17 protein-coding genes are annotated in these 18408 nt (G+C 55.0%); 11 read left to right on the top strand and 6 right to left on the bottom strand.

Going from position 1 to position 18408, the window contains the following annotated elements; all coding sequences use genetic code 11:
* The first annotated feature begins 59 nt into the window (after positions 1 to 59).
* From OU421_RS04005 to trpA, 7 genes are read left to right on the top strand one after another with little or no spacing between them, the layout of a single operon-like run.
* Positions 60 to 1574, top strand: a complete 1515-nt coding sequence (locus OU421_RS04005; protein ID WP_268187320.1) for an anthranilate synthase component I family protein — start codon at positions 60 to 62, stop codon at positions 1572 to 1574.
* A complete protein-coding gene (locus tag OU421_RS04000) occupies positions 1571 to 2146 on the top strand; it encodes an anthranilate synthase component II (RefSeq protein ID WP_268187319.1) in 576 nt (191 codons plus the stop codon). Before OU421_RS04005 ends, OU421_RS04000 begins: the two co-directional genes overlap by 4 nt.
* Positions 2143 to 3162: an anthranilate phosphoribosyltransferase gene (gene trpD, locus OU421_RS03995; RefSeq protein WP_268187863.1), complete on the top strand. Its 1020-nt coding sequence runs from the start codon at positions 2143 to 2145 to the stop codon at positions 3160 to 3162. Before OU421_RS04000 ends, trpD begins: the two co-directional genes overlap by 4 nt.
* Positions 3159 to 3905 carry an indole-3-glycerol phosphate synthase TrpC gene (locus OU421_RS03990; RefSeq protein WP_268187318.1) on the top strand — a complete coding sequence of 249 codons (747 nt, stop codon included), beginning with the start codon at positions 3159 to 3161 and terminating at the stop codon, positions 3903 to 3905. Before trpD ends, OU421_RS03990 begins: the two co-directional genes overlap by 4 nt.
* The gene (locus OU421_RS03985; protein WP_268187317.1) at positions 3896 to 4465 is read left to right on the top strand and encodes a phosphoribosylanthranilate isomerase; all 570 of its coding nucleotides are present in this window, start codon (positions 3896 to 3898) and stop codon (positions 4463 to 4465) included. The genes OU421_RS03990 and OU421_RS03985 overlap by 10 nt, the downstream gene beginning before the upstream one ends.
* Positions 4462 to 5628 (top strand): tryptophan synthase subunit beta, encoded by a 1167-nt coding sequence (trpB, locus tag OU421_RS03980; RefSeq protein WP_268187316.1) that lies wholly within the window; start codon positions 4462 to 4464, stop codon positions 5626 to 5628. The genes OU421_RS03985 and trpB overlap by 4 nt, the downstream gene beginning before the upstream one ends.
* On the top strand, positions 5615 to 6415 hold the full coding sequence (gene trpA / locus OU421_RS03975; RefSeq protein WP_268187315.1) for a tryptophan synthase subunit alpha: 801 nt from the start codon (positions 5615 to 5617) through the stop codon (positions 6413 to 6415). Before trpB ends, trpA begins: the two co-directional genes overlap by 14 nt.
* Positions 6416 to 6510: 95 nt before the next feature.
* Here the strand turns inward: trpA and OU421_RS03970 are convergent, their stop codons facing one another.
* Entirely contained in the window at positions 6511 to 7950 is a 1440-nt protein-coding gene (locus OU421_RS03970) for a TolB family protein (RefSeq protein ID WP_268187314.1), read from the bottom strand.
* Positions 7951 to 8051: 101 nt separating this feature from the next.
* Here OU421_RS03970 and OU421_RS03965 point away from each other — a divergent pair, with 101 nt between their 5' ends.
* Positions 8052 to 8477: a hypothetical protein gene (locus OU421_RS03965; RefSeq protein WP_268187313.1), complete on the top strand. Its 426-nt coding sequence runs from the start codon at positions 8052 to 8054 to the stop codon at positions 8475 to 8477.
* Here the strand turns inward: OU421_RS03965 and OU421_RS03960 are convergent.
* Entirely contained in the window at positions 8472 to 10100 is a 1629-nt protein-coding gene (locus tag OU421_RS03960) for a PQQ-binding-like beta-propeller repeat protein (RefSeq protein ID WP_268187312.1), read from the bottom strand. The two genes, OU421_RS03965 and OU421_RS03960, sit on opposite strands and share 6 nt — an antisense overlap.
* Before the next feature lie 650 nt (positions 10101 to 10750).
* On the opposite strand from OU421_RS03960, the gene OU421_RS03955 reads away from it, so the two are divergent.
* From OU421_RS03955 to OU421_RS03945, 3 genes are all read left to right on the top strand, one after another.
* Positions 10751 to 12091 carry a condensation domain-containing protein gene (locus OU421_RS03955; RefSeq protein WP_268187311.1) on the top strand — a complete coding sequence of 447 codons (1341 nt, stop codon included), beginning with the start codon at positions 10751 to 10753 and terminating at the stop codon, positions 12089 to 12091.
* Between the two features lie 20 nt (positions 12092 to 12111).
* A complete protein-coding gene (locus tag OU421_RS03950; RefSeq protein WP_268187310.1) occupies positions 12112 to 12861 on the top strand; it encodes a carboxypeptidase-like regulatory domain-containing protein in 750 nt (249 codons plus the stop codon).
* A 165-nt stretch (positions 12862 to 13026) separates the two neighbouring features.
* Positions 13027 to 13329 carry a hypothetical protein gene (locus OU421_RS03945; protein WP_268187309.1) on the top strand — a complete coding sequence of 101 codons (303 nt, stop codon included), beginning with the start codon at positions 13027 to 13029 and terminating at the stop codon, positions 13327 to 13329.
* Between the two features lie 496 nt (positions 13330 to 13825).
* Here OU421_RS03945 and OU421_RS03940 read toward each other — a convergent pair whose 3' ends face one another.
* The 4 genes from OU421_RS03940 to OU421_RS03925 all read right to left on the bottom strand — a co-directional run bounded on the left by OU421_RS03940 (position 13826) and on the right by OU421_RS03925 (position 18367).
* Positions 13826 to 14257 carry a hypothetical protein gene (locus tag OU421_RS03940; protein ID WP_268187308.1) on the bottom strand — a complete coding sequence of 144 codons (432 nt, stop codon included), beginning with the start codon at positions 14255 to 14257 and terminating at the stop codon, positions 13826 to 13828.
* A 464-nt stretch (positions 14258 to 14721) separates the two neighbouring features.
* Positions 14722 to 15969, bottom strand: a complete 1248-nt coding sequence (hisD, locus tag OU421_RS03935) for a histidinol dehydrogenase (protein WP_268187307.1) — start codon at positions 15967 to 15969, stop codon at positions 14722 to 14724.
* Between the two features lie 784 nt (positions 15970 to 16753).
* Positions 16754 to 17896 (bottom strand): putative sulfate/molybdate transporter, encoded by a 1143-nt coding sequence (locus OU421_RS03930; protein ID WP_268187306.1) that lies wholly within the window; start codon positions 17894 to 17896, stop codon positions 16754 to 16756.
* Positions 17897 to 17983: 87 nt separating this feature from the next.
* Complete coding sequence (locus OU421_RS03925) at positions 17984 to 18367, bottom strand: hypothetical protein (RefSeq protein ID WP_268187305.1); 384 nt, start codon at positions 18365 to 18367, stop codon at positions 17984 to 17986.
* Positions 18368 to 18408: the final 41 nt, after the last annotated feature.

The following is an 18408-nucleotide window of genomic DNA, read 5'->3' as shown; positions in this document are numbered from 1 at the left end:
CTGGTCCGGATGTCAATGTTGCAACCTCGTACAACATATATATGCAATGAAGTACAATTATGTACAATGGTGATGCCGGTGGAATGGAAACCGCTATGAAACTGAATCTGACGAGAGAAGCATTTGAAAGAATTGCAAAAGAACACACAAAGCCCCTGATAATCCCTCTTTGCACGAAAATGGCAGGAAATTTTCCCCCGGTGAAAGAGTGTGGATTTATTCTGGAATCCCTTGATCGGGAGAGGCGGGATGCACGTCATTCGGTTATGGGAATGGAGCCAGTACTAACCATCACAATTGGTGAAACTCTTAGCCTGACGGGTGATGAGCAATATGTTGCCTGTGCACGCCGGGCGGCAGCAGGGGAAACGCCGGTTGAAACAATACGGTCCATTGTTGACGCTTTTACAATACATGCAGAGAATACCCCGGAGTTCACCGGCTGTTTTGCCGGCTACTTTGCCTATGATCTCATCTATTCGCTCTTTAACAAAATATCCGGGCGTCAAAAGAACGGGAAACCGGTGAAACGCGATCAACCGGTGGCCCGGTTCATGTTAACACAGGAGAGCATTGTCACTGATCACGATACGAATGAGACCCATCTTTTCAGCTATCCGCTGATTACCGAAGACTCAGACCCGAAAGAGGAATATGAGAACGCAGTCCGGAGAATGCAAACGATATTGTGCACACCGGAAGCAGCAGAAGAAACAAAGAGTGACAACGGTACCGGAGAGATACGTCCTACGTCAAACATCGCACAGGACACCTTTGAGGAGCGGGTGGCACAGACGCGGGAATATGTCCATGCAGGGGAGATTCTCCAGGCAGTCATATCCCGAAGGATGGAGTGCGCCTATACGGCACCACCTATCGCCCTCTATTCCGCCCTCCGCTACGTAAACCCGAGCAATTATATGTATTTCATTGACTTTGGAGTGCAGCAGATCATCGGGTCCAGCCCGGAGATGCTGGTGCGGGTTGAGGGACGCACGGTCACAACCGTCCCCATCGCCGGCACCCGTCCGCGGGGACGAAACGGGGAGGAAGATATCGAGCTTGCACGCGACCTTCTTGCAGACAAAAAAGAATGTGCAGAACACCTCATGCTTGTCGATCTTGCACGCAATGACCTCGGTCGGGTGTGCAGATACGGCTCGGTTGTTCCCGAGACGTTCATGAAGGTTGAGAAGTTTTCTCACGTGCAGCATATCGTCTCCCGGGTGAGCGGTGAGTTGCGCGATGACTGCGACCGGTTTGATGCGTTCACCTCCTGTTTTCCCGCAGGCACGGTCTCCGGTGCGCCGAAGATACGGGCAATGCAGATAATTGATGAACTTGAGGATGACCCGAGGGGCATCTATGCAGGGGCGGTGGGCTACATCGGGCTGAACGGAGACCTGAACCTTGCGATCGCCATCCGGACAGTCATCATAGAGGACGGGAAGGCTTCGGTGCAGGCAGGGGCGGGCATTGTCGCCGACTCTGTGCCGAAGAAGGAGTATGAAGAGACCGGGATGAAGGCGGGAGCCATGCTTGCCGCGATCCGGATGGCGGAGGAAGGAGTATGAAGGTACTTGTGATTGACTGCTACGACAGTTTCACCTACAACCTCTGCCAGATGATTGGCCGTCTGGGTGCAGAACCGGTGGTGGTGCAAAACGATCAATCGCCGGAGAGAGTTCCTCTCCGGGATATCGAACGGGTTGTTCTCTCCCCCGGTCCCGGAAGGCCTGAGAAATCCGGTCTCTCCCTCCATGCTCTCAAGACCTTTTCCCGCGAGATCCCGACACTTGGCGTCTGCCTTGGCCATCAGGCGATCTGTTACGCATCCGGGGGAGCAATCGTTCGGGCAGGGAACATGATGCACGGCATGACCTCGCAGATCTCCCATGACGGAAGCGGGGTCTTCTCAGGGCTTGAAAATCCGTTTACCGCGACCCGGTATCATTCCCTCGTCGTGGACGAAGACACCCTTCCCGATGAACTTGCGGTGACTGCGGTCAGCTGCGATGATGGGTATGTGATGGGCGTCCGGCACCGGGACTATCCGGTGGAGGGCATCCAGTTCCATCCGGAGAGCATCCTCACTGAACAGGGCCTCCACCTGATGGAGAACTTCCTCGGGAGCGGATGCCGGTGATGCAGGAGAGCATTGCAAAGGCGGCAGCCCGGATGAATCTCACCACAGGTGAGGCAACATCCGCCATGCAGATGATGATGACCGGCAGGGCAACCGATGCACAGGTTGGTGCTTTCCTGACTGCAATGAGTATGAAGGGTGAGACCACGGCAGAGATTGCTGCCTGTGCGGCGGTGCTCAGGGAGCATGCCGCATCAATACGCCCGCAGGTGACGGGCACACTCGTTGATACCTGCGGTACAGGCGGCGATATGCGGGGGACCTTTAATATCAGCACGACAGCTGCGTTTGTTGCGGCGGGTGCCGGGATCTCGGTCGTCAAACACGGAAACAGAAGTGTGAGCAGCCGGTGCGGTTCAGCGGACCTGCTGGAGCGGCTGGGCGTCTGCCTCACCATCCCGCCGGAAGAGACCTGTCGCATCATTGAAGAGATTGGCATTGGTTTTCTGTATGCCCCTCTTCATCACCCGGCCATGAAATCGGTGGCAGGACCAAGGAAGGAGATCGGGACACGAAGCCTCTTCAACATTCTTGGCCCGCTTGCAAATCCTGCAGGGGCAGAGGCCCAGCTTCTCGGCGTATATCGTCCGGAACTGACAGAGATGGTGGCAGAGGCCCTGATGATCCTCGGTACACAACGTGCGATGGTTGTCCATGGCGACGGGCTCGATGAAATAACGACGACCGGCGTGACGCAGGTATCAGAACTGAAGAACGGCACCGTTGAACAGTATGAACTTCGATGCAGTGACTTCGGCATCCCGGAGGCAGATCCTGTGGCGCTGACTGGTGGTGACGACAAGGACAATGCCGCGATCTTCAGGAAGGTGCTCAGGGGAGACGAGGGGCCTGCCCGCGACATCGTGCTTCTGAATGCCGGGGCCGCGATCTGCATCGGCGGACGGGCGGCTTCCCTTGAGGAGGGCATCAGCCGTGCGGAGACGTCCATCGACTCCGGGCGTGCACAGGAAAAACTGAACACTCTTCTGGAAATGACCGGAGGAATGACCCAATGATACTCGATGATATTGTCAGAAACACAGCGCTTCGTATCCGGGAGCCTGAAGAGAGTGGAGAGAAAATGACTCCGCTGAGCCTGAAAGAGGCCATCCTGTCCGTGCAGGGCAGGCATGCAGTGATTGCAGAAATCAAGTTTTCCTCTCCCTCCGCAGGGAAGATACGGGAACGAACAGATCCGGGAAAAATTGCCGAAGAATACCAGAACGGAGGATGTGCGGCGATATCGGTCCTCACAGAACCTGACTACTTCGGGGGACGTCCGGACGATATTGCAGTGGTAAAGAATGCGGTCTCTCTTCCGGTGTTACGGAAGGACTTCATCACCGATCTGCGCCAGATTGAAGAAACGAGAGCCCTCGGTGCGGATGCCGTGCTGTTGATTGCAGGCCTTCTGGGCGGGCGTACGGGTGAATTTGTTTCTGCTGCCCGGAGAGCGGGCCTGGAACCCCTTGTCGAGGTGCACACACCGGCGGAAGCTGAGCTTGCACGTGCATCCGGGGCGGAGTTGATCGGCATCAACAACCGTGACCTCCGGACAATGGAGGTCATACGGGGGACAACCGCTGCACTGGCAGGCCCGCTACGGAATGCCGGAAGGATTGTCGTCTCGATGAGCGGTATCAGGGGGCCGGAGGATATCCGTCGGACGGCTCCCCATGCCGACGCCTTCCTTGCCGGGACCGTGCTCATGTCAGCAGACGATCCGAAGATGGTACTGGAGGAACTGGTATGCGCATAAAAATCTGCGGCGTGACCTCACCTGAGGACGCACGCTGTGTAGAAGAGGCGGGAGCCGATGCCGTGGGCGTGGTTCTCTTTAGTGATTCACCGCGTTCGGTCGGACCGGAGTGTGCCGGAGAGATATTCGACGCCCTAGGGCCCTTCACGACCGGTGTCTGTGTGACGGCAACGAATGATGCGGAAGAAATCGATGAGATGCTGGCTCTTTGTCCTTCAGTGGTGCAGGTGGGAGCAGAGGTCTCTCTCCCCCCAACCCGTGCCCGCGTCCTGCGAATGGTTGCCCCCGGAGAGACACCATCGCAACCCTGTGACGCGGTCGTCATCGATGCAAGCAGGGGGAAGGGATTGCCCTTCAACCGGGAATTTGCCCGGCAGGTGCTGGAGACGTCATCACTTCCGGTCATCCTCGCAGGAGGTCTCTCCACGGAGAATGTAAGGACTGCGGTGGCCCTTGGCCCGTATGGCCTTGATGTGGCTTCCGGGGTTGAATACCGTCCCGGCATCAAGGACCCGCTTCTGGTGCGTGCGTTCATCCGTACATGCAGGAGGTTTACATGAGCACCGGACGGTTTGGCCCGTATGGCGGGCAGTTTGTCCCGGAGACCCTGATGGCGGCGGTGACGGCACTCGAAGAAGGACGAAAGGCAATATGCCCGACAGATGCGTTCAGGGATGAACTTGCGTTCTACCTGACAGAGTATGCCGGGCGGGAGACCCCTCTGACCTTCTGTCGGAATGTCTCGGCAGATATGGGATGCAAAGTGTATCTCAAGCGCGAAGACCTCCTTCACAGCGGGGCACATAAACTCAATAACACCCTTGGACAGGGCCTTCTTGCCCGCCATATGGGTAAGAAACGGCTGATTGCCGAGACCGGGGCTGGTCAGCATGGTGTTGCAACCGCAATTGCAGGCGCTGTCCTGGGTCTTCCCGTTGAGGTGTATATGGGTGAGACTGACTGCAAACGCCAGCAGCTCAACGTATTCCGCATGGAACTGATGGGTGCGAAGGTTATCCCGGTTTCCGGCGGCACGGCGACTCTCAAGGATGCAGTCAATGAGGCGATGCGGGAATGGGCGGCCACCTCTGAGGATTCGGCGTACATCCTCGGGTCTGTCGTCGGCCCGCACCCCTATCCCGAGATGGTCCGTGATTTCCAGACCGTCATAGGCATTGAGGCACGGCAGCAGATCCGTGAGCACGAGGGCCGCCTTCCCGATGAGGTGATCGCCTGTGTGGGTGGCGGGTCCAATGCCATCGGCATCTTCCATCCCTTCCTGAAGGATGATGTAGCGCTCACCGGCGTTGAGGCGGGTGGCCGGGGGAAGTGCCCCGGTGACCACGGGGCGTCGCTCGGCGGCGGCACCCCGGGCGTGCTCCATGGCGCTCTCTCATACCTCCTGCAGGATGCGGACGGACAGGTGCTGGACACCTACTCTGTCGCAGCAGGACTGGACTACCCGGCGGTAGGACCGGAGCACAGCATGCTCAAAGATACCGGACGGGTGCGGTATGGAAGCGTTTTGGACGATGAAGTCCTGAACGCCTTCCGCTACCTCTCACGAAAGGAAGGCATCATCCCGGCGCTCGAGTCGTCGCATGCGGTTGCCTACCTCCTCCGCGAGCAGGACCGGTTCGATAGAGATGACATCGTCATCGTCAACCTCTCCGGGAGAGGGGATAAGGACATCTCACGGGAGGTAGTGCATGCACCGTTTTGAAGAGGTATTCAGACGCCCGGCCTTCATTGCCTTCACGGTGGCAGGGGATCCTGACTATGCGACCTCCCTATTGTCGGCGCAGACCATCATCCGGTCCGGAGCAGACATTCTGGAGCTCGGCATCCCGTTCTCCGACCCGGTTGGTGACGGCCCGGTCATCCAAAGGGCTGATGAACGGGCGCTTTGTGCCGGAGCAACGACCGATACGGCCTTTGAACTGGTCCGGGAGGTCCGGAAGGAGTCGGACGTGCCGATTGTCCTTCTCGTCTACTGCAACACGGTCTTTGCCCGCGGGCCGGAACGGTTCTATCGTGAGGCAAAGCAGGCCGGAGTGGACGGCATTTTGATCGTCGATATGCCGGTTGAGGAGGCGGATCTGGTGATGGAGCATGCAACAGAGACCGGGATTGCACCGATATTCACGGTGACACCGACCACCCCCTCTGAGCGGGTGAAACAGATTGCCGATATGGCTGGGGGCTTTCTCTACCTGGTCTCCCTCTCGGGGGTGACCGGGAAACGCACCACGCTCTCGGATGCCGCTCTTCCCCTGATACAGAGGGTTCGGGAAGAGACCACAATGCCGCTTGCCCTTGGCTTTGGTATCGCGACAGAAACGCATGCCCGGCAGGCAGTGGCGGCCGGTGTGGACGGGGTTATCGTTGGGAGTGCCATTGTGGAGATTGTCGAGAGGTATGCCGGGGATGCGGAGACACTGGAGCGGGAACTCTCGGACTACATCGCCCGCATGAAGGCGGCGGTAGTGGATGCCGGCCGCGTCCGGTAGCCTTTCTGCTCCGCCATCCCACCACTATTTTTGCCCCCTTACCGGATACCAGCCGGGGATCTGAACAGTTCCTGCCCGGCATTGAGGCAATTATTCTATGCAGGTACGGTTTTTCCGGTGGTTTGCTCCCTTTGCAGAACCGGAGTCATATTGTCCGGATAGCAGGATATCATGGTGGTTCTGCCCGTCTTCCGGTCATGTACAAACACATCGGCATATCCGTTCTCATCCCCCTCCACCAGACTGGATGCCCCGGATACAAAGACCACATAGCGGCCGTCATGGGAGAGGTCAGGGGCGTTTGAGTTCCCGTTCCCGGGGTTTCCGTCAGAAGCGACCGATATGAGTGTTGTCTCTCCGGTCTCGGTGTCATAGACGAAGACATCCTCCATCCGGTTCGTGTCCCCCGCAACCAGGGTTTCGGCAGCAGATTCAAATGCTACATACCGTCCATCCCCGGAGAGCGGAGGTGAACGTGACCACCCCAGCTCAAAGGTGCCGGGTGCCGCATCCCTCGCACGGGTGGTCTTTCTTGTGAGGCAGTCGTGCACAAAGACATCATCCACGCCGTTTGTATCGCCCTCCACCAGATTGGCGGCCCATGACCGGAATGAGACAAATCTGCCGTCTGTTGAAATATCGGGGCTGACAGAGGAGTCGTTTCCCTCCGTGCCGTCTGAAGAGACCGAAACACGGGTGGTGACACCTGTCAGGCGGTTGTATGTGAAGATATCGGTCCCTCCATTGGTATCGCCCTGCACCAGATCAGATGCCGTGGACGCGAAGACAACCATACGTCCGTCGCCGGAGATGGCGGACGGGCCGGATGCCCCGCTTCCCCGGGTGATGCGGCCGGTCTCTCCTGTCTGCAGGTCATGTAGGAAGACATCCGCGACGGTATTCGTATCATTCTCCACCAGATTGGTTGCCCATGAAGAGAAGGTGACATACCGGCCGTCGTCTGAGATGACGGGGTGTTCCGACCGGGCATTTCCCCGGGTGCCGTCGGAGGCCATCGAGACACAGGTGGTTTCTCCGGTATCCCCGTCGAAGACAAAGATCCCGTAGAGGCCGGTTTTCTCTGTGATGTAATCTGATTTTGAGATGCGGGATGCTGCTTCAAAGGCACAGTATCTGCCATCGCCGGAGAGCGAGGGATAGGTGAATATGGCGTATTCTTCCGGGAGTGCCGCAGACGCTTTGACGCTTATGAGTTGGCCTGTTTCCTGACTGCGTATTCGGATGTCTGCCGGATACTGCATGAATGGCCGCTCCGGGTCGTCGGCGCCGGTGACAAAGGCCACATATCTTCCGTCGCCGGAGATGGACGGATACTGCGACCAGCCGGAAAACTGTGTCCCGTTCACGGTATCTTTTGGCATCTCTGTGCCGCAGTCTTCTGTGATGCATCCGGCGGAGAATATCAATGAAAGAATAAGGCAGAATGCTGCGATGCCCTTTATCCGGTTACGGATACGGGCTTCCGCTTTCACAAAGAGGGCGGTCTTATCGCATCCGCAGATCCTGTGGCCCATAAACAGGATTTTTCCTGTACAGCATGGTAAAGGTTGGCATGCATCGGAGAGACGGGTATCCCGGCAAACCTTCATGGCGGAGAAGATGGAATCCCTCTCTCATGAGAGAACGGTATGAACAGATGAGTCCTGAAAGAAAAAACGTTCTTCTTCTCCTCTATCTTCTCGGCTTTGCGATTCTCACCGCTGCAATGTATGTGTACCCGGTTCTCGCCTTCATTATGCTCTTCGGGTATCCCTCAGGAGCCATGCTGTTTGGGTGTCTGACCGGTGATGCAATCCGGGCATTCCTTGCAGGCACTTTCTCATACGTGTTTTTGATTCTCCTGATTCTCCTCTCTCCGGGCTTTGCAATGTATCCCATGGATACAGCGTATCTGGCCAGGTTTGCAGGGTATCATCTGATCCTGCCTCTCTGTCTCGGGCTGATCGGATGGATGGCTTCAAAAAAGGAGAGCCTTCCACGCATTCTGGCTCTGCCTCTTGCTGCCCTGTGGATTCTGCTGTTTCTCTCCGGGATTTCATGACGGAGAGGAGACGGCGATGAGATACCCGCCGTCTGTTGTTCCGATACCCCGGAGAGAGTAAGGATTCGCCTGCACGTCGTATTCCCGTGTCCAGAGTTCCTGTCCTCCTGCATTATATCCGGTGCCGGTGATGGTGGACTCCCCTGTGTCAAGTGAGAGGAATCCTCCGTATAGTGACGGGATCACGTCTCCGCCGGAATCAGGTATTTCCTGAAATCCGGTAACCGTTCCATCGTCACTCAGGCTGATGAGGTGACTGGTGTATGCATGCACGACGTTGCCCCAGAGATTTTTTGGGAATGTGATGGTGCGGTAGAGGATGGTATGTCCCGTACCGTTCTGCCAGACGCCCAAAAGGGTGTCTGCGATTCCGCTTCCGAAGGATTGGTCCCACATGACTGTGCCGTCTGCACTGAGACAGACTACCACCGGATAAACCATATATTGATTATTGGCCCTGATGTGCTTCCCTTCCGTGCAGACAAGAACGCCGCCATTATCAGCCTCCGTAAGGATGGCTAAGGATGGTCCGCTCCCTATTGCATCAGGAGATACATCCCAGAGCATGGTCCCGTTTGCATCCAGACAGGCGGTTTGGTCTGCCCAGGCGGCAACGAAGGTGCCGTCATCACGGGCCAGAAGGGAGACCGGTGCCATGCCCTGACTCCCGTTTGCGAGCGATTTTCTCCAGAGGGTTTCTCCCGTGGTCGTGATGTGCATGATCTCCGGCGTTTCTGTTGCGAGGAGAAATCCGTCGTCCGGTGCGGGGACGATGGATGTGACCGGGCTGAATTCGATGTTTGTGCCCGGCAGACGGGTGTAGGCGCCAACGCTATCAAACCGTACCAGATGCACGGTAAGGTATTCCTGCCCGGATTCTGTTGCGGCTATGGCATATCCGGCAGGAGATTCGGTGAGGGCATCTGCCCGGTCATAGGTGCTGATGTCCACCGTTTGTTCCCATTCTATGGCGCCTTCCGGAGAGAGTTTTAGCACCCACAGATCTGTCGGTGGATCGTACACTGCGCTCCGATAGGCTACGACAGACATACTACTCCCATGGGATGAGACAGGTGTGGCGGTGTCATATGAAGTGGGGGGAATGATGCCGGTGGATATGCCGGCAGGGACCAGGAGCAGCGGAAGAATAATCACCGCGATGGTAACAATGGCGAGCGGGATGAGCGGTGCAAATCCCTGTTCTTCATCCTTCCTGATGAATGAGGCAAAGAGTCCCCCGAAGACGACTACCAGTAATCCGCAGGCGAGGATGATGAGCAGTTGCGGGATGGTTGAGAGAAGTGAGGAGATCAGATAGGCAGGCCTCCCGACGAACGGCAGGATGCGGGCCACGCCTGCGGCGATGAGACCGGTCAGGGCGGCATGCAGGAGTATTGTGCGTCGTGAACTGTTATAAAGAATAAAGGGGATGCAGCATCCGGCGAAGAAGAGCACTAAGAGAAGAGATGCATACATATGTATGATTCCTATTCCCAGAATGGTCTGGTTATACGAATTCAGGCGCATCCATCCTTTCGAGAAGAGAAGTATGATCCCGGTGACGATTGCTCCGGCACTGATGCCGACTGCGGCACTGTAAATGGCAGGATGGTTGTCAGTCACGTTTCACCTTCGGGAGTCGCTTCATACTGAGAGTCTGTTACGATTCTCCAAAATCTTTCCCTTACCTGGCAGAACTGTTCTGCCGGTGAATGGCGGGGAAATGGAACGGTGAATGGTGGGGTCTTCCTTTGCAGGTTCTGTCCAATATTGTCAGGTATCTCTGACAAACTGGTTAGTGGTTTGAACCTCTTCACCTGTCTTCATTGTCCTGTTCAGGGTATTGTCCCTCCGGCAGAGAGAAGAGTGGAATAAATCCTCCCACCTTTTCACCAATTTTGCATCTGAATGTTCTTAGAAGTGCAACAATACATCGCAGGCATACTGTTGAGTATTCCTGTACAGAAGATAGTACTAGAGAGAGGAGTACAGAGAGTATAGGAATATTACACACAAATACCCAAACATTCAGTATTTCAATGACGGTGTAGTGTGGGTGACTGGTTGTGGTTGTATGTGTGATTTTGGTATGAGTGCAACGATACGGGTAAATCCGTCAATGTGGGTATGATTATTCTTTTTGTTGGATATTCGGACTTATTTTAGGTGTAAGTATGAGTGCAGGGAAAGGGTTGGGAATATCATGGTGTAACCAAAAGGGCCGGGAACAATCGGGAACACACATATCCTCTTCCGGGAGAATATCCTTCTGTATGACTTTCCCCTCCTCCCGTCCGGCACCTGCCTTCGACCTCTTCAATGTCTATTTCGAGCGCATCTACGACCCGACGATGCACCTCGTCTTTGCTTTCGACGGGGAGCTGGACGAGGATATCCTCAGAACGGCGACCCGGCGCCTCCTGGAACGAGACCCCTATCTCCGGTCACGGTTTGCGGAAGGGGACGGGATGCCCCGCTGGGAGGAGACCCCGGAAACGGAGTGGGGGCGGGCGTTTGTTTATCTTCCGGAGAATGAAGAGGAGGACAGGATGGATGCAAATGCATTTCCTCCCACAACGCCGCCTGCTCCGCTCGATGTCCGTTGCGGGCCGCAACTGCGGATCACCCTCTCACGCGAAACGGAGGGAGACCGGGTAACGGTCACCTGTCATCACGGGTTCTGTGACGCAGGCGGCCTCCGGGACCTTGCACGCACCCTCTTTACCACGTATGGAGAGCTCCTGCGAAATCCGGACTTCCGCCCCGCTCCCACCGGGTGGTACGACCGCAGCATGCACCCGTTCCTCTCCCGGTTCACGGAAGAGGAGAAGCAGGCAGCCCAGGAGAATGAGGAGCCCTTTGTGGACCGGTGGCGGTTCCCGACAGAGAGAACGGGGCGTGGGACACCACGTATTGCCTCCCGGACCCTCTCTCCCGATCGGCTCCGGCGGGCAAAGGCATTTGGGAAAGAGCATGGCGCCACAATCAATGATATCATGATCGGGGCCTGTTATCTCGCCTTTCATGCCGTCCGCAACGACCCTGAAGACTGCGACGCTCCCCGATCGCTCCTCACCTCCGCAGACCTCCGGCGCCATCTCACCGTTACGGACAGAACGGAGGAATTCCCACCCATGAATCTCTCTGTCGCATACGAGGTCACCGTGACCGCCGGAGGAAACGCCCGCCTGAAGGATGTCATCGGTCAGGTGACGGCAATCACCCGCAAGCGTAAGGCGGAGGGTGCCGCGATGGGTCTCGGATGCATCCTCTTCTACGAAGAAATATGTGCCGGGGGAATGCCCGCCGTCCGTCAGTTCTTTGATACGATGATGGAGGGGTATGAGACGACCGGGCAGAAGAATCCGGTCTTCTCGAATATCGGTATATTCCGTGAGGATGAATTCCTCCCGCTTGTGGGAAGGGACGGTCGCTCCCTTGGTCTCACCGATGTCTGCCTCCTTCCGTGTGTCTGCTGGCCGTATGGGTTTCTGATCTGTCTTTCCACCTATCGCGATGCGATGAGAATCGTGGTGGCGTATGAAGAGGGGCCGTATTTGGGGGAGACGGTGGAGCGGTTTCTTGCATATGTTGAGGAATATCTGCCCTGGTGAGATGAAATGGGAGATCTGGTATGAAATCTACGGTTCCGGGAATATGTATCCTGCTTCTTCTTCTTCCGGCGGCATGCACTGCACTGGATACTGGAGATATGAATCTCAGCAGCGAGCTCATTGGCATCACCGTTTCAACTCCGGTTGAGGGAATGGACCTCTGGATCGACGTTGTCCCCCCTCATGCCGCAGTTGTAGGTGAAATCAGGGCTTCTGCAGACATCCGGAGCATCCGTGTCGAAAGTGCTGCCGGGGAGGTTTCATGCGGGAATGACACCAGTTTCGCATGCAGTGTGCCTGTCTCTGCCGGTGCGAATACCATATACATCATTGCTGAAGACCACAAGGGCAATCGGGCAGAATGCATGGTGAACGTTACTGTCCATATCGGTCTGCCTCCTCCCCCGGAGATCACGGTTTTCGGACGAGTCACGGCAACTGACGGCAGTCCCCTATTCGGTGCAATTGTGGAATTTGAATCCGGAACAGGACTTTCGTTCAATAATTCCCCCCTTCGTCTGACTACCGTGACGGGAGATGATGGTACGTATCGTGCGGAGAATCTCGTTGGGTACCGGCAGAAGATCGCTGTCAGGAAAGATGGATATCTTCCTTTTCAGTCGGAATGTGTCTTTGAAAACCAGATGTCTGAACAGGATTTTGTACTGGAATGTGAGGAGCCGACTGTGGCGGGTTCCGTTCTTGCGACATGCGGTATGGTGGTGCCGGCCGGACTCGCTCTCCTGTTGTTCAGGAAGAAGCGTTCGTAATGTCTGAACACCAGGAATTCGGGAAAAAGTAATCTCGGCGATACGTGGAGAACAGGCCTGCAAAAAAATGTGAGTAGTATCTCACCCGCGCCGAACCCGTACCGATTTCGCATGCACATGCAGCCCTTCCCGGTTAATCATCTGGATGGTTGACGTCTTGCAGAAGTGGTCCACATATTTTATGCGATGATGCAGGGCTACGAAACGACCGGCCAGAAGAACCCGGTCTTCTCGTTCATCGGCATATTCCGGGAGGAGGACTTCCTCCCGCTTGCGGGAACGGACGCCCGCCCGCTTTGTCTCTGTGATGTCTGTCTCTTCCCGTGTATCTGCTGGCCCTATGGGTTTCTGATGTGCCTTTCTACCTTCCGGGATGCTATGACGATTGTCGCAGCGTATGAGGAGGGGCCGTATTCGCGGGAGACGGTGGAGCGGTTCCTTAACTACATGGACGGGTATCTGCCGTGACCCATTTCCGCCTTTCTGACCCTTTTTGATGCCCTGTCTTTAAGGATTAGAGGGTGATATGGACGTATTTTTCGGTCATATTCATTATCGGAATTATACGGGTGTAATGTCGGTTATTTGCTCAAATACTGGTTGATTGCGGACTATTGAGGGGGTGCTATTGGTAGAAATAATGGGAGGAAGTATGGACTACCCCGCCTAAGAAAGGCCAGCTCCGGGCTTCTGTGGGGATGGTTCATATGGGGCGTGGGTCTGTGGTATGTGCTGTTTGGGCGGTATTTGAACGTAATTTTATTGTTGGAATCTGGGTATTCGATGACTGTACCATTCTCCAATCGGAGGGAGATGAGACGCCCCACCGCTCCGTTTTTTCTGTCGATTTCTCACCTTCTGTGAGATATGAATTTTTAGTGCGGGTGGTCAGAGTTTGTAAAACCGGGCAAAAATTGTGCAGAGGATGGCTTCCCTATTCATTAACCTGTATTTTTAAAGAAAATCACTGGTCAACAATAGTTGTACTTCGTTTATTGTCAATCCCTCTCAACAGATAATACAGCAGTATTATAACAGCAGCTCCGCATAATACTGACAAGAAAATGCTTATGTCAAGGTGAATCAGGTTAAGAATGACAAGCACTAGAAGCCAGATAAAAAAACCAATAAGAGAAGCGATCACCATCAGATAGTTTAGATGAGCCTTTTTTATATCCTCCTCATCGGTTAGTTTCCTGTGCGATATCAGGTGCAGGTAAATAAACAAGCCGACAGATGCTATGAATGGCAACAGCCCAGCGAAAATCCAGTTAGGTATGGGTGCCTTATACATTGAATGATTATAGTAGGCATTTAAAAGTACATACAAAATCACGATGGCCCCAGTGATAAAAACTCCCCACCCCTCTGCATTTTTATAATATTCTGAAACCATAATACCACATTCGCAAAAAAGGAAATAATGGTATGGGTCTCCAATTCCCAGATCCTCTCACAATGTGAAAGATGCGGTCATCAGATATTTTGGGGCTAAACATATCCTGGCGGGGTCCAGAACCATTTCAACGCCCACTTGTTTGATTGCCCAGCCCAAGATACAACTTTCTTCATCAAACAATATTATTCCATGCCTGACAAAACCCCTGGACTAACTATTGCTGCAATTGTCGCTGCTAACGCACCCTCGGCTCCTCAGGGAACTCCTAACGCTACGCGTGCAACAAGAACCGTTAAAGCAGCATAATCTGCCGACAATGACTTAGAATATTCTGTGTTTTTCTTAATCGCCGGGAAACCTTCACTCTTTAGGCATTGTTTGGTTGAACAGTTCTAGGAAATAAGAGAAAAAGCAATAAACCAGTCCTCTTCTTTCCAGTAATATCAGTCTTTACCAATTATTTATTTCCGCCGAACCCTGACCGATTCCGCATGCGCATGCAGCCCTTCGGCGTCGGCCAGCGTCTCGACGATATCGCCAATCGCTTCCAGCCCTTCCCGGTCAATCATCTGGATGGTTGACGTCTTGCAGAAGTGGTCCACATTAAGGCCCGAATACATCCGGGCGTAGCCGGCCGTCGGGAGGACGTGGTTTGTGCCGGAGGCGTAGTCCCCGCAGGCAACCGCGGTGAAAGGTCCTGCGAAGATGGAGCCGGCATTCTCAATTTTTGAAAGGACGGAAAAGGTATCCGCCACCTGAATAGAGAGGTGCTCGGGGGCAATCTCGTTTATCAGGCTGATGGCCTCGTCCAGTGTCTCTGCGATGATGTAGCCGGAGTTCTCCAGTGCTTTCCCGATGATCTCCTGCCGGGGACTCTCGGTAAACATGCGGGCCACTTCAGCAGAGGCTGCCTCTGCGATTTTGGTGTCGGTCGTGACAAGTATGCAGGCGGCCTTCGGGTCATGCTCGGCCTGTGCCATGATGTCTGCTGCAATATATTCAGGCACTGCTGTGTCGTCTGCGATGATGCCAATTTCGGAGGGGCCTGCCGGGAAGTCGATCTCCGCGTGGTCGCGGAGCATCATCTTTGCCGCTGTCACAAAGATGTTCCCCGGCCCGACGATCTTCTGCACCGGTTCGATGGTCTCTGTCCCAAGGGCCATCGCTGCAATGGCCTGTGCCCCGCCAAGGCGGTATATCTCAGAGACGCCGGCAATATCAAGCGCGACGAGTGTCAGGGGGTGGATGGGCGGCGGCGTGCAGCAGCAGATCTCCTTTACTCCTGCCACCCGTGCGGGAACCGCGGTCATAAGCGCCGTGGACGGGTATGCGGCCCGCCCGCCGGGCACATAGGCACCGATACGGGAGAGTGCGGTCGTCTTCACCCCGAGGGTGATACCGGGTTCGGTCTCCTGCAGCCACATCCCGGTGCGCTTCTGGAGTTCATGGAACTGGGTGATACGGGCCTCCGCCTCGATAAGACGTTCGGTGAGTTCGGCGTCCACCTCCTCGTAGGCCGCCTCAATCTCCTCTTCAGTGACACGGAAGTCTTCTATCTCGATTCCGTCAAACCGGGCAGTCAGGTCACGCAGGGCGGCGTCCTTCTCGTCGCGCACCTGCCGGATGATCGCCTCGACCGGTTCACGTACATTATCAAGGTCGGACCGACGGGACTGCACCCAGGCCCCGACCTGCAGCGGTTTCAACATATGGGAAAGCATTCGTTTCAAAATGGCATAATGGTTAATGTCCGGCAGGTATTCTGTGCAGATAAGATTCCGGTGTTCTTCCTTGGTATGTTAATATTAAATAATTAACAATGGATGAAATATAAAGAGTTATATTCCTTCACTGCAACCCTCTGGTGAGGATAACTGAAACCGGATGCCGAAGACCCTGCGGAAGGGGCTTCATGCAATGGGTGCACCGGCATGGCACCATACCTCATGTTCTTTCGTACCCGTGCAGACACCTGTCAGATACGGTCGATTTGGTATACTCGCCCACATTGCTCGTTCAAAGCACTCCCTCACTCCGCCTCGGCCGGACACTGCCTGGTGTGGTTTTCCTCGCTCTTCCGCGTAGCACGAACCTATGAATCCTCGCCCCCCTCTCTCCGATGTGGAATCGTCAGTCTCATTTCCCGTAGGGGAAAGAACCAATCTCAACCGGGCGGGGGTTCACACATCCAGTGGCCGTTTCACATCTCCGTATCTTTTCATGCCTGATCCTGAGTAAGACAGGCAGAGGGGATTACCCATACCGCTCCAGTGACACCACGCTTTCCATACATATGTGAACGGCCCTGATTTGCTTCTCAGTGTTCAGCCAGCGTCTCTCGTTCGGTCTGAACTGGCACACACACAATCCGGGACTGTCCCTGAATGGGGGCCTGCCGTCATTCGGCTGCAGTGGCGCACTGCAGCCATATGCCGGAGCACCCAGCCCTCAGGGATTTTCCTGTGTTTCTTCTTCTGAATTCTTTTCCGCAGCTTATGGATCCTGTCCGGTGCGTTTCCTGTACCAGATTCGTCCCCATGCAAGTATCATGCCGATAATGAATGCGATAGTGATGTTCCCTACAATGGAGACCACAGCTATGACACCGGTCACTACCGCGGAGTCGGTTTTCGTTGCATGAATTCCCAGTTCGAGCGCCACAAAGAGGAGGAGTGCGCCGAATATGCCGGTGGGAATTATGGAGAGCACGCCTGCTGAGGCGAAAAGAAAGGCAAATGCAAGCAGGATAATGCCTGCAATGATGTTTGCCCCGCCGGTGCGTGCACCAAAGCGGTACTGTCCTGCCATCCCTCCTGCCCCGTGGCACATCGGAAATCCGCCGAAGGGAACAGAGACCAGATTCATTACACCGATAGTGGCAGAGAGACGGTCCGGTTTTATTTCATGCCGGAAGAGGTCCAGTGTCAGAAGAGAGGTTGCAAGGATGGCATTTGTGATCGTGAGCGGGATCTGCGGGAGGACAAGGTCGGTGAATGCCGGGAAGAACACCTCCGGTGACGGTAAAAATACGGTGGGGAGAGCAGGCAGAATAAATTCCGGCATGCCGGAGATGAGAATCCCTGCACCCACTCCGCCGAAGACCACAATGAGCGCGGAGATGTCGGGTATCCGGGTGTACTTCGCCCCGACCCAGAAGAGCGCAATGACCAGTGTCGCCACAGTAAACGGAATGATATCGCCCGTAGCAAATCCGAGGGCTGATTTTAAAAGCAGGAGCGCAAGGGCTGCCTGCACACCCCGGATGACATTCTGGGGGATATACTTTTTCAGTGCCTCCATCCACCGCATAAGGCCTGCCAGAAGAAAGAAGATACCGACAATAATGCCGGATGCAGCGATGATGTCATGCGTGAGTGAGCCTGCAATAACAACAGCACCGATGGCCTTCATCGGCTCGATGGGCACGGGGAGACGGTAATAAAACCCGGAAATAATAAACCATACGGCAAAAAAGAAGAGAATGTGGCTGATATTCATATCGGATACAAGCGCCACACCCAGGACAATTGGCAGGATCGTCCCGAAGTCGCCAACTGATCCTGCGGCCTCACGCAGGGTAAATGCGGGTTTTGGCAGATCGTCTCTGTTATATGGGTGATGTGTCAGCAGGTCCATGTCATCTCCGTTTCTGCCGCATTCCGGTGCGAATCAGCATACCGTCAGATTTGCCTTACGATAGCTGTTGCGATTCCTTTGTCCCTTTTAGTCAGGGGAGGTCCGGAGTCCTGATGGGGACACAGCAGAAGATATCTTTGCCGTGATTGCATCGATGGTTCCTTCGCCCAGGAGTGCCGTTGCCTCATCCGGCATTGCCTCTCCTACGACCTTTAGAAAGAGCATGGTGCCCGCACTGGTTGTAGAGATGCCGACCCGCTCCTCTCTTCTGACCAGATGTTTCTCCTCCATCATGCTGAACACCGGGAGAACGTAATAATGAGGGACATCGAGATAGCGGGCAAGTTTGCGGGTCGTGGGAAACCGTATCCTCACCTCTTCGGATGAATATTCAATGGAAACTGAGTGATCTTCCCGGATAAGGATCTCGGCTGCGGCATGGAATAGTGCAGGGATATCAAGTGACGCCATATACGTATGCGGTATTTGGCAGGAAAAGAAAAAAAGGCTGG

Origin of the sequence: Methanogenium organophilum (assembly GCF_026684035.1) — an archaeon.
GTDB classification, from domain to species: Archaea; Halobacteriota; Methanomicrobia; order Methanomicrobiales; family Methanomicrobiaceae; genus Methanogenium; species Methanogenium organophilum.
This window is presented reverse-complemented; position numbering and strand designations above follow the sequence as displayed.